The organism is Acinetobacter sp. YH12046 (assembly GCF_013419905.1).
Classification (GTDB): Bacteria; Pseudomonadota; Gammaproteobacteria; order Pseudomonadales; family Moraxellaceae; genus Acinetobacter.
Genome location: NZ_VOZF01000051.1, coordinates 1 through 10,658, shown reverse-complemented (window position 1 = coordinate 10,658; position 10,658 = coordinate 1). Strand labels below are relative to the sequence as shown.

Genomic DNA, 10,658 nt, shown 5'->3' with positions numbered 1-10,658 from the left:
CCTATTTAAGTGATGTGCTGAAAAGGTTGCCGACACATAAAGTGACTCAGATTGAAGAATTGCTACCACACCGCTGGAAACCTAAATCGAATTAAAAAATAGGCATGGGGTTCAGCGGACGCTTACATATCTAAAGCTTGGCTTTGATCTAATATTCTGAACAATAGGGATTTACCTAAACCATTACGTCCAATTAATGCAGAAACCTGTCCTGATAAAAGCGTAATGTTTAGCTGATCAAACATTTTCTGTGTAGAAAATTCTAAATTTAAGTTTGAAGCAATACATGCATGTTGCATAAAAAATTCCTCATGTAGAGGATATGCAAAATAGTGAAGATTAACTTATAAAAAACAATATATTATTTAGGATATAAAGTAGAGACCAAGAATATATAGCCACAAGTAGAATCTATTTTGCACATCAAAAGTTTAAAAATAATGATGAGAAAATGACTTACTTCATTGGCGTTACTCTTGGGAGGATGATTTGAATAAGGTTATTTTATAATGATAAGACAATCTGTCAAGCTTGTACTAAAGCTTCTAAAAGTTATTTAACATAATGGCTGTTATGCGAAGTCGACTTGTAATGCAATTTGCATTACAATATTCCTAGTACATTAAATACTTGGGAAATATGATGGCTACTGTTAACTTCAGGATCGATGAAGCCCTTAAAGAAAAATCTTATTCAATCCTTAAAGAGCAAGGTATTGCACCTACTGATTTCTTCACTAGTATTCTTGAGTATGTTGCTACGACTGGGAAACTGCCTGTCAAAAAAGCTTTGCTTTCGGAAGAAGATGAAGAATTATTAGCTCTTGTCCGTAAGCGCATTAATGATCCTAAAGAGATGTTTGAGGAAGTCACATTAGATGACTTATAAGCTTTTACGTCACAAGGACTTTACAGCAGAATGGGAAAACTCCCTGTTGCTATACGAGATCAATTTAAAAAGAAACTAGCCAAAGTCATAGAGCAGCCACATATTCCAAAGAATATGCTTAGAGGCGATCTTGCAGGTTGCTATAAAATCAAATTATTAAAAGCTGGTGTCCGACTTGTCTATCAAGTTAAAGATGATCAGGTAGTTATCCTGCTCATTACCGTCGGAAAACGAGCTGATAGCATAGTTTATGACGAAGCGAAAAAGCGAATTAAAGACTAAAAATGGGAGCTTAAAGCTCCCATTTTTGGCTTCGTATAAGGTGTATTATGTTAATTTTAGGAAAGGCTCTAGACTAGCAGAATGATTATGTTAGTCTAGAGCATATAATTAACATTATTGAAGTATTTTACATGGCAATTTTTCGACATTCTTCTGCACACTGACGGCAAGCCTCAGCACATTTTTTACAATGATCATGTGAATGTTTTTCACACTCTTCCGCACAATATTCACAGATCTTAGCACAAAGCTCACAAATCTCTTTGAGGAAAGGTGAGTTATGTTGTTGCATACGCACACATAACTGACAAATATCTGCACATTCTAGACAACGTTGAATACATTCACGCATCATCTCTAAATCTTTTTCTTTTAAACAAGAAGTTGCACATTCAGTACAAATAAGTGAACAGTTTGTACATGCAGAAATACACTTTGAAAATTCCGTATTAATCATTTTTTACTCTCAACTTATATAATCAAAGAAATAATTAAAACATAATTTTTTTCTACTAATTATTTTAAATTATTAGTAAATGTAATACATAATGTTAATTTATATGAATAATGTTAATTTTAACTAAATCTTATTTATATTCCAAATTATTAAAAAACAGTTTTTAATTAGGATAGATGATCAAGTATCAAAAGCAGCTATTCTTAAAATAACTGCAATAATTTTATCACTTTAAAAATAGATTTTCCCTCTATTTAACATAATGGTGGTTATACGCAATACACTTGTATATTAATATAAATATCAGATACTTAATAAAACCAGAAAAATCTAAAAATGCACAAAAAGCCGATTTTGAAACAAGTCGGCTTTTTTATGAGCGGTTTTGATATTTTTTGCCAACATTTTTGCTCAAAAAACACTCAAAACAGAAAATCACCTACAATCTATAAGGCTTTCAACCTGAAAAAAATCCACAATTTATGGGGATAACTCTGGGGCTATTTTTAAGCCATTTTTGTACGCTTTGACGTACAGTAATTTAAGGAATCTGCTTCTAGCTGATCAAAGCTTTATTTCTTATGATGTAGTCAAGGAAAGCAGGAAGCTCCAAACAACAAGAATAAGAAAGATCAGCACAAGGATGGTTAGGTACGACAGAAGTTATACCTTGCAACCAAACACGAAAAACCCCGACAGGATGTCGGGGTTTTTTATTACCATTTGAAAACTGACTAAGTTCACTATAAAATATAGACTATAATCTATATTTTGGTTGTGATATGTGGACAGTCATCACAACAGATCTGTTTAATGAGTGGCTTGAGCAGCAAGATGAATCAACACAAGAGAAAGTCCTCGCAGCTTTGGTCGTTCTACAGCAGCAGGGACCTAGCTTAGGTCGCCCTTTAGTGGATACCGTGTATGACTCTAAATTTACCAATATGAAAGAGCTACGCGTTCAGCATAGAGGTAAACCACTTAGAGCCTTTTTTGCATTTGATCCATTACGACAGGCCATTGTGCTTTGCATCGGTGATAAAGGCGGTAAAAAGCGTTTCTATAAAAGAGATGCTGGACATTGCAGAACAGCAATACGAACTTCATCTCTCAACCCTAGGAGAACAATCTAATGGCTAAAACCTTACAGGAATTATTGGTTAGTCGCTCTCCAGAGAGCCAAGCACGTATTAAAAAAATGGCTGATGAGCTACTGTTAGAGACTCAGCTCCATCTTATTCGAGAAGAGTTAGAGATTTCCCAAAAAGAACTTGCTGAAACTTTGGGAATAAAACAGCCATCACTTTCAGCAATTGAAAATCGTGGTAATGATTTAAAGATTTCAACCATGAAAAAGTATGTTGAGGCAATGGGTGGTAAGCTCCGTATTGATGTGGAGCTTCCAACAGGAAAACATATAGGATTTAATGTGTAACGATAAAAAAGGTAGCTATAAGCCACTGCTGTCCCACAATTTTTCACAAGAGGAAGCTTAAATAAGCTTCCTCTTGTTTAATGGGGATTTTATCGGGTGAGAATAAAGCTTTTAACGTTTTTCTTTCAAACAAATTCACTTGAATGATTCTGAGTAAGCGCTGCACTGTCCAGCCTTCTTTCCCCAGATGTTGAGCGAAACTCACCAGCAAATAGGCGATTAACGCGATCCAAATTTGAGTTTGTATGGCATTACGGCTTCGGCCTAGAAATGACTTTAATTTTAAATTCTGTTTAAGTGCTTTAAAGAACAGCTCCACTTTCCAACGGTCTTTATAAATTGCAGCAATCGTTAATGCTGCCAGATGAAAGTTATTACTCAGAAACTCAAACGTCCTGTTCTTATCGGTATCATAAAATTCTATACGTCTTAATAATTTGGGAGCACCTCTTTTCTTTGCATAAGCACTACTTAATTCAATCCATTCATCCGCAATAATACCTTTAGATGCTAATACGCTGCGGCTAGATTTCACTTGATAAACTGTCTTTGGGCGCAATCGGGTGACAAAACTGACCTTTTGATGAGTCAATTGGGCAAACCATTGATAATCAATATATCCTTTGTCAAATACGACAATACTGCCAGCAGGAAATTTGAATGCTCTGCCTTGTACCATATCATTTTCAATGCCATCCCCAAGCGCCACAAATTCAGGAATGGTATTGCTGTAATTTAAGCCAACGCTAAGTTTCATGCTGGCTTTGGATTCATGCACTTTGGCCCATTCACATAAGGAAAATGACAGATCAATATGGCTGGCATCCAGGGAATATAAGGGATTCTTAAAGCGGAATTTATGAGCTACTTTTGAGTGTTCATAAGATTTAAGCAAGGTGTAAAATAGCTGTTCATACAAGGCTGCAGGCTGTTCCTGATTGATTCGAGCCAGTGTACTGCGAGGGTGATAGACTTTGCTCCGAGAGCATTCAGCTTTTCTTGTTGACACTCTAGATTAGATTGAATATCCCGCAGACTTTGTCTGCAGGAAAGTTGAGACATCAGTATGGCAATGAACTGATCCCATCTTGAAGCGGCTCTAAATTTCTGACCGACATGATGTATTTGAACAAGACGTTCAAAATCTTGTCGGAGTATGGGTTTAATCAATTGATGAAATACGGTATTCTGATATGACAAAACCTGAGTCCTTGGTCGTTAAAGTGTTGGTTCGCACTTATATTTTAACGATTCAGACTCAGGTTTTTTTATTTAAATCAAACTATGGGACAGCAGTGAGCTATAAGCTCCCTTTTTTGTGTTAGAAACCATTTAAAGTGTCTGTATTCTCACCATTAAAAATGTCTGGTTTATGATGATCTAAATAACTTCTCAGGATATGACTCTATGAACGACACTGAAAATCAAAAAAAACTCCCATTCTCAGAGGATGAATTACTCGAAAATATAGATGAATATAAAGCACATGCAGATGAAATTACTGTGCTTACAGAAACCGAATTCGATTATTCATATTTCAAACACTCTACTCCATTTTTTCAAAAACAAATTAATTACTGTAGAGACAAAACCCTTGCTACATAAGGTTTTGGAGTCGTTTGTCTAAAAATAATCATAAAACAACCTAGAGCCTGTTTATTTCCTCTTTGTATCCTTAAACGGATAAGATTTTAGAAAAACCGATGGCTCAGAATTAAAAATCATTTAACTTTTATTTGTAATTGTAAACCGAAAGTATCGAGTAATTTCTGCATGGATTTCAAAGTAGGATTGCTCCCTGGTTGCTCCATTTTTTGCAGTGTCTGTGGCGCAATCTTAGTAATTTTAGCCATATCATTCAGTGTTAAATGTAGCTCTGTTCGAATAAATCGAGCAACTTGATAAAAAGACCAGTCTGGATGATTATTGATGGTTTCAAGCACAGATAGTCTTTTTTCCATTTGTTGAATAGGGGTCAATGGTTTAAAACGTTTATCCATGGCTGATCTCCTCCAACTGCTGGCAAATATTGATTATTCGATATTGGCTATTTTCCAGAATTTCATCCGCTACTTGAAGAGCCTGCATCTTTTCTAACAATCCCCGATAAATTGGTAACTGTTCAATTAATAAAGTTTTAATTTCTTGTGGACCAATCGAAGTGCTTTCAGCTATCTGCTCAATCACAGAACTCAAAAGTGGCATACCACCATGATCATCTCTTTCCCAACGAGTAGTACGTGCAATACCATCAGGATGTAACCACATTGGCGCAAAATCAAATAATGGTGTGAGCTGAATTTTACCATTATTGAAGCGTTGGATTGCTGTATTGCGAGTATGGTTATCTTTATTGCCTAAGGCAACATTTGCGAGATCACGCTTCAAATACTCAAATACTTCCTGCTTTGGTTCGGTACAAGCCTCCATAAGCAGGGTACATATTTGATTATGGGTCATTCTAACCCCAAAGCCCGCCTTCCCACCTAGAGATGCAAGGCTTTCCTGAGCAATTCTTTCAACTTTGCCATTAATTACTTTGCGATCAAATCTTGGAATAAACAAAGTCTTGCCATGTAGCTCAAGATCCCGGTGTACACGTAGTTGCAAGTACTGAGCGACTTTCATATACAAAGCTTCGTTCATCAGGATTTTATTCAAATTTTGATCACTGCCGCGGCTAAATTTAACCAACCAATGCTGCTTAACTTGATCATCTGGAAGAGTATGATCTAGATAGAAAAGATCATCATAACCTTGTGTTAACAACAATTTTGGCCACTCACCCTGAATACCAGATGAACCAGCAATAAAAAGTCCATAAGATGCGAGCGATTCAATAAACTTCTCTTTACGTTCAATAATTTGGCTTAGGCTAAATCCCTGATTCTGCAGCTTTGGGAAATGACTTTGTAACCACTCATGAGCCTCTTTGACTCGCAGATTCCCAATTGGATTTCCTGCGCCTGCTTTTAAAAGCGCCCAGTCCGCTTGTTCCTGAACATTCTCAGAAAAATCAAGCTGTATTAGTAATTCTTTGCGGCCGTATCCTTGAGGTAATAGATCCATAAGAAATGCTGGCCAAGTTGATTCCAATCTATTTTGAACGTTCACTGGTAAGTCATAAGCAAGCGCATGACCATCTCTTAGATCCATATATGAAATAGCATATTCGAACAAATATGATGTACGTGTAGCTGCCTGCCATCCAGCATTTTGATCATCCGTAACCTCAACCAAAGCACAGTCATGCCATTCATAGTCTTGGTAGATTTGCAGTGTACAGTATTGCTTCATAATTTTATTAAAATAGTAAAATATAATGATTTTATTGATTATATATCTATTTTAATATAAAAGTATAATTAAACTAAAAATCTCAATGATCACTCTAGGTGTCTAAGAAGAACTTATACATTTCTCAAAATTGCAATAAACTCATCTGATTTGCAGTAGAATTGATCAATATTAGGTTAAATCTCACCTCCTTATATTTTAGCTATCCTTTACATCATGTCAGAACGTCAACAACTCAGCCTTAGTGAATACCTTGCCACTGTACAGGAAGTCATCCATCTGACTTTTGATGGGGCAGTGTGGGTCAAGGCTGAGATCCGTAATTTAAGTATTAAAGGCGGTCACTATTATCTTGAGTTGGCTGAGAAAGATGAAGAAAGCCATAAGGTGATCGCTAGTTGTAAAGGCACCATTTGGAAATTTACGGCACAAAAAATAGTTCTAAAGTTTGAACGAGAAAGTGGTATTGAACTGTCGAAAGACCTGAATGTACTGATCAAGGTCAAAGCTAGATTTGATCCGCAATATGGCTTCTCGGTCAATATCGAAGATATCGACTCTAGCTTTACTCTAGGAGACATCGCCAAACGCTATCAGCAGATTCTGCTGCGACTGACTGAGGAAGGCCTGCTCAATAACAATAAACAGTTGCCGGTACCCTTTGATATTCAGAATGTCTTGGTCATTGCACCGGAAAATGCTGCAGGGTTAGGTGACTTTAAAAAAGATGCGGATGCCCTGGCTCAGGCTGGTGTCTGCCATTTCGTTTATCATTCAGCAACTTTTCAGGGTAATACTGCTTCTGCCAGCATCATTCAGGTTTTGGGCCGTGCCTTAAGACAGTGGGCTCAAGATTACTTGATAGCACCAGACCTTATTGTGATTATCCGTGGTGGTGGAGCCGTGAATGACCTAGCTTACCTGAATGATTATGATCTGGCCGCACTGCTGTGTAAAAGAACTGTGCCTATCTGGGTCGGTATTGGCCACGAGAAAGACCACACTATTTTGGATGAAATTGCACACCGTTCCTTTGATACTCCGAGTAAAGTGATCGCAGGGATCCGTAACCTGATTGTGGAGCGAGTCAATGAAGTTAGTACTGCTTTGCAGACCATCAAGCTACTGTCACAGCACCAGTTGATCACCTACCAGAGCCAGAGTGATCAGTATCTGAAAACTATCAAAACTCTGACACAGAACCAGATCAATGAAGCCCAACGTAGAGTTGATATGCTGAAGAGTGATACTAAGTATCTTGCTCAACAACAGATTAAACTAGCTTCACAGCAGGTAGAGTCATTGATGAGGGAAACCTTGCTACAGAATCCACGTAATGTGATGGCCAAGGGCTATGCAATTGTCCGTAGCCAAGGCAAAGCCATCCGTTCCATACAGCAGATTACTGACCAGCAATTACAGATTGAACTTAAGGATGGCACCATTGATGCCACCGTGACACAGGTAAACGCACATGAACAATGAAGAACTAAGTTTCAAGAAAGGTTATGAAATTCTCAAGAAAAATGCCGAATTTCTTGAATCTCAGGAAGAACCGGATATTGATAACCTTATGGCGATCGTTGAAGAGTCCATGACTGCCTATAAAGCCTGCAAATTACGTATTGATGCTGTGCAACAGGCGTTGAATGACACCTTTAAAGAATAAAAATTCTAGGTCGAGAAAAGTCTAGAATGTTCTAGAAATAAAGGACATGAGATGGTGAAAACTGACAGTTAACCCAATAAATTTGCTTGAGCAGAGTTTTATTACTAACCACCTTTTCCTCGAGAGGTGTTACATGGATCCCAAACAACATACTTACGTTGTTAAATGGTTGACTGAGGATCAAGCCTGTGTCGGCTTATGTGTCGAGTTCTTCATTAAGCTGACTTAAACCAAATAGGTGAGGCTAATTAATTTAATGGCTGATCTTTAATAATCCCTGCCAGCTGAAATAGTTTTGGGTCAAATGGGTACGATTCATGGACCACTTTCGTTGTGGCAAGTAGCAGCTGCCAACAGCTAATTTAGTTTTCCCATATCTCGCCTGTACCGCTTCTAAAGTCTGCATGAGGCTTTCATTACTTTCACGCTGGCTGTGGTCCGTCAGCAGGTCAGGAGTAAAGCGCTGCTTAGCAATTAAATCCGTCAGAATTACACCACACTTTTTATATTTCACGTCAGATTTATAAATGTGTTCCAGCAGTTGCATAGCTGTTTTAATCAGATCCAAAACACAATCCGTCGGTTCAGGAAACTCAAAAGCCAACGATTTACTGTAATAGGGAACCTTTGAATCAAAAGGATTCGATTGCACAAAAGCAATGACACATCCACATAAGGAAGCGTCTGCTCGTAAACGTATGACCGCATCCTGTACATACTTGCCCATAGCCTCTTTGAGATCATCTTGCTCGGTAACTTTTTCACCAAATGAACGACTTGCTATGATTTGCTGTTTGGGGGGAGGGGCATCATCTAACTGCATACAAGAAACACCTTGCAGCTCCAATACTGTTCTTTGCATTACCACAGAAAAAAGGCTCGCCATGCGATGAGAATCTTGCATCACTAAATCCAGTACCGAATAGATTCCCATGGCATTTAGTTTTTTAACTAACTTACGACCAACGCCCCAAACTTCACCGACCTCAATGTCTGAATAAAGCATTTCCTGATCTAGGAAATCCATATTGAGTAAGTTACACACACCCTTGAAACCCTGTCTTTTTTTGGCAAGATGGTTGGCCATTTTGGCTTCAGTTTTACTACGCCCGATACCAATCGAGACGGGCAAGCCAATCCAATCCAACAATCGTTGTTTCATGTGATGCGCATACTGAGTTAAGTCAAAATTTTGTGCATAACTGGTCAGGTCTAAAAAACACTCATCAATTGAATAGATTTCCTGTTCAGGTGGCGCAACAAAACTAGCCAAAATTGAATGAAAACGCTTGGACATTTCAGCATATAAAGCATAGTTACTGGATAACACCACGACCTGATGTTGCTGAACAATATCTTGTATTTGAAAGAGAGGAACGCCCATTTTGATGCCCAGCGCTTTGGCTTCATTACTTCTTGCCACAGCACAGCCATCGTTATTGCTGAGAACAATGACAGGTTTGTTGTTTAGACTGGGATTAAATACCCGCTCACAACTGACATAACAGTTGTTAATATCAATCAGGGCATAAATCCGCTCGTAACTGCTCATCTGAACTTCTTGATCACACTGGTAACCACACCCCAAATCAGCATGGTTTGATTATCTTTCAAATAGATATCAGCAAAATCAGGATTAGCCGCCTGCAACCAGCATTGATTACCCTCAATCATTAAACGTTTAATCGTAAAATCATTGTCTATCAATGCCAGAACAATATCCCCATGCTTGGCTTCAATACTACGGTCAACGATTAGCTTGTCATTCAGATCAATCCCTGCATCACGCATGGATAAGGATTCCACTTCAACGATAAAGGTTGCCTGTTGGTTTTGAATAAGAAACTCGTTTAGATCAAGGGTCTTATCGATATAGTCCTGAGCAGGGGAAGGGAAGCCTGCAGCAACTTTTTGCAAAGCAACAGGAATCTCATAATGTGTTTTTGTCTCAAGCAATGTAATAGAGGAAATATCGTTAAACTTTGGAGTGTCATTTTTTTTCAGGTATTTCTTGATTTCCAATACACGAGACTCTGGCACCCGAATGACCTTGGTCGGTTCGTTATAGACAAAAGGACGGCCAGAACCTTTGCGTGCACCACCATGCTTATTTTGCGTCATTTTTATTATCAATCTTGATTATGTAACATAATTAAGATTATAGAAAACTCAGAATATAAAAACAAGATTGTCCGTTCTTTAATAAAGTATTATCCCAAATCTTGGGATTGCCATGATATTAGCAAAGCCACAAGATCAGTCAGACGACACAATAAAGATTGTCTAATCCTTGATCGTAGAGACTTTATATTTGAAGCAACAGAAGACCTAAAGGGCTTTACTGGTATCCATTGATTGTTCAGCAACATTAAATAAAACCGTGGAACATTGATTAAAGAATAGGCGTGGAACGTGAAAAATCATAAAAAAAGCCCACTCGAGGGTGAGTGGGCTGTAAACTAGGTGTTAGCATACTGAATTATAACACAATTTAAAAAGCTGTTGTTATTCACCAATTAAAATGTCTATGCGATAAACCATTTAAAATGTCCTGTTTTTAACTGCAAGAGTCAAGAACAGGATTTAAATTTCTTTGTTCATTGCTAGCTTTCTGAGCTTTACGACTCGGC

The 10,658-nt window shown here is 37.8% G+C and carries 12 protein-coding genes and 3 pseudogenes; 8 read left to right on the top strand and 7 right to left on the bottom strand.

Annotated elements, in window-relative coordinates; all coding sequences use genetic code 11:
* The coding region (locus FTU03_RS15430) for a transposase domain-containing protein (protein WP_179993438.1) at positions 1 to 95 on the top strand (95 nt) is incomplete at its 5' end.
* A gap of 27 nt (positions 96 to 122) precedes the next feature.
* On the opposite strand, the gene FTU03_RS15425 is transcribed toward FTU03_RS15430, so the two are convergent.
* Positions 123 to 299, bottom strand: coding sequence for an ATP-binding cassette domain-containing protein (locus tag FTU03_RS15425; RefSeq protein WP_179993437.1), 177 nt, complete (start codon positions 297 to 299; stop codon positions 123 to 125).
* Positions 300 to 642: 343 nt separating this feature from the next.
* Here FTU03_RS15425 and FTU03_RS15420 point away from each other — a divergent pair, with 343 nt between their 5' ends.
* Both FTU03_RS15420 and FTU03_RS15415 read left to right on the top strand, forming a co-directional pair.
* Positions 643 to 888 (top strand): type II toxin-antitoxin system RelB/DinJ family antitoxin, encoded by a 246-nt coding sequence (locus tag FTU03_RS15420; RefSeq protein ID WP_000246755.1) that lies wholly within the window; start codon positions 643 to 645, stop codon positions 886 to 888.
* Positions 878 to 1,170, top strand: a pseudogene (locus tag FTU03_RS15415) (type II toxin-antitoxin system RelE/ParE family toxin). Before FTU03_RS15420 ends, FTU03_RS15415 begins: the two are co-directional and overlap by 11 nt.
* A 127-nt stretch (positions 1,171 to 1,297) precedes the next feature.
* Here the strand turns inward: FTU03_RS15415 and FTU03_RS15410 are convergent.
* A complete protein-coding gene (locus FTU03_RS15410) occupies positions 1,298 to 1,627 on the bottom strand; it encodes a four-helix bundle copper-binding protein (RefSeq protein ID WP_016658833.1) in 330 nt (109 codons plus the stop codon).
* Between the two features lie 782 nt (positions 1,628 to 2,409).
* On the opposite strand from FTU03_RS15410, the pseudogene FTU03_RS15405 reads away from it, so the two are divergent.
* Together FTU03_RS15405 and FTU03_RS15400 are read left to right on the top strand one after the other, a co-directional pair.
* Positions 2,410 to 2,767 (top strand): annotated as a pseudogene (locus tag FTU03_RS15405) (type II toxin-antitoxin system RelE/ParE family toxin).
* A complete protein-coding gene (locus tag FTU03_RS15400) occupies positions 2,760 to 3,062 on the top strand; it encodes a helix-turn-helix domain-containing protein (RefSeq protein ID WP_096902794.1) in 303 nt (100 codons plus the stop codon). Before FTU03_RS15405 ends, FTU03_RS15400 begins: the two are co-directional and overlap by 8 nt.
* Before the next feature lie 43 nt (positions 3,063 to 3,105).
* Here FTU03_RS15400 and FTU03_RS15395 read toward each other — a convergent pair.
* A pseudogene (locus tag FTU03_RS15395) lies at positions 3,106 to 4,262 on the bottom strand (IS4 family transposase).
* Positions 4,263 to 4,469: 207 nt separating this feature from the next.
* On the opposite strand from FTU03_RS15395, the gene FTU03_RS15390 reads away from it, so the two are divergent.
* Complete coding sequence (locus FTU03_RS15390; protein ID WP_096902802.1) at positions 4,470 to 4,667, top strand: hypothetical protein; 198 nt, start codon at positions 4,470 to 4,472, stop codon at positions 4,665 to 4,667.
* A gap of 116 nt (positions 4,668 to 4,783) precedes the next feature.
* Here the strand turns inward: FTU03_RS15390 and FTU03_RS15385 are convergent, their stop codons facing one another.
* Both FTU03_RS15385 and FTU03_RS15380 read right to left on the bottom strand, forming a co-directional pair.
* Positions 4,784 to 5,062 (bottom strand): helix-turn-helix domain-containing protein, encoded by a 279-nt coding sequence (locus FTU03_RS15385; RefSeq protein ID WP_000361155.1) that lies wholly within the window; start codon positions 5,060 to 5,062, stop codon positions 4,784 to 4,786.
* Positions 5,055 to 6,359 carry a type II toxin-antitoxin system HipA family toxin gene (locus tag FTU03_RS15380; protein WP_000816116.1) on the bottom strand — a complete coding sequence of 435 codons (1,305 nt, stop codon included), beginning with the start codon at positions 6,357 to 6,359 and terminating at the stop codon, positions 5,055 to 5,057. The genes FTU03_RS15385 and FTU03_RS15380 overlap by 8 nt, the downstream gene beginning before the upstream one ends.
* A gap of 216 nt (positions 6,360 to 6,575) precedes the next feature.
* Here FTU03_RS15380 and xseA point away from each other — a divergent pair, with 216 nt between their 5' ends.
* Both xseA and xseB read left to right on the top strand, forming a co-directional pair.
* Positions 6,576 to 7,844: an exodeoxyribonuclease VII large subunit gene (gene xseA / locus FTU03_RS15375; RefSeq protein ID WP_000004127.1), complete on the top strand. Its 1,269-nt coding sequence runs from the start codon at positions 6,576 to 6,578 to the stop codon at positions 7,842 to 7,844.
* Positions 7,834 to 8,028: an exodeoxyribonuclease VII small subunit gene (gene xseB, locus FTU03_RS15370; protein WP_001058302.1), complete on the top strand. Its 195-nt coding sequence runs from the start codon at positions 7,834 to 7,836 to the stop codon at positions 8,026 to 8,028. The genes xseA and xseB overlap by 11 nt, the downstream gene beginning before the upstream one ends.
* A gap of 253 nt (positions 8,029 to 8,281) precedes the next feature.
* Here xseB and FTU03_RS15365 read toward each other — a convergent pair whose 3' ends face one another.
* Positions 8,282 to 9,580: a Y-family DNA polymerase gene (locus tag FTU03_RS15365; protein WP_000100479.1), complete on the bottom strand. Its 1,299-nt coding sequence runs from the start codon at positions 9,578 to 9,580 to the stop codon at positions 8,282 to 8,284.
* Positions 9,577 to 10,149, bottom strand: coding sequence for a LexA family transcriptional regulator (locus FTU03_RS15360; protein WP_000193118.1), 573 nt, complete (start codon positions 10,147 to 10,149; stop codon positions 9,577 to 9,579). The genes FTU03_RS15365 and FTU03_RS15360 overlap by 4 nt, the downstream gene beginning before the upstream one ends.
* Positions 10,150 to 10,658: the final 509 nt, after the last annotated feature.

Coding starts and splice junctions, on each gene's coding strand:
- FTU03_RS15420 (WP_000246755.1), top strand. CDS start 643: ATGGCTACTGTTAACTTCAGGATCGATGAAGCCCTTAAAGAAAAATCT.
- xseB (WP_001058302.1), top strand. CDS start 7,834: ATGAACAATGAAGAACTAAGTTTCAAGAAAGGTTATGAAATTCTCAAG.
- FTU03_RS15380 (WP_000816116.1), bottom strand. CDS start 6,359: ATGAAGCAATACTGTACACTGCAAATCTACCAAGACTATGAATGGCAT.
- FTU03_RS15400 (WP_096902794.1), top strand. CDS start 2,760: ATGGCTAAAACCTTACAGGAATTATTGGTTAGTCGCTCTCCAGAGAGC.
- FTU03_RS15360 (WP_000193118.1), bottom strand. CDS start 10,149: ATGACGCAAAATAAGCATGGTGGTGCACGCAAAGGTTCTGGCCGTCCT.
- FTU03_RS15365 (WP_000100479.1), bottom strand. CDS start 9,580: ATGAGCAGTTACGAGCGGATTTATGCCCTGATTGATATTAACAACTGT.
- xseA (WP_000004127.1), top strand. CDS start 6,576: ATGTCAGAACGTCAACAACTCAGCCTTAGTGAATACCTTGCCACTGTA.
- FTU03_RS15425 (WP_179993437.1), bottom strand. CDS start 299: ATGCAACATGCATGTATTGCTTCAAACTTAAATTTAGAATTTTCTACA.
- FTU03_RS15390 (WP_096902802.1), top strand. CDS start 4,470: ATGAACGACACTGAAAATCAAAAAAAACTCCCATTCTCAGAGGATGAA.
- FTU03_RS15385 (WP_000361155.1), bottom strand. CDS start 5,062: ATGGATAAACGTTTTAAACCATTGACCCCTATTCAACAAATGGAAAAA.
- FTU03_RS15410 (WP_016658833.1), bottom strand. CDS start 1,627: ATGATTAATACGGAATTTTCAAAGTGTATTTCTGCATGTACAAACTGT.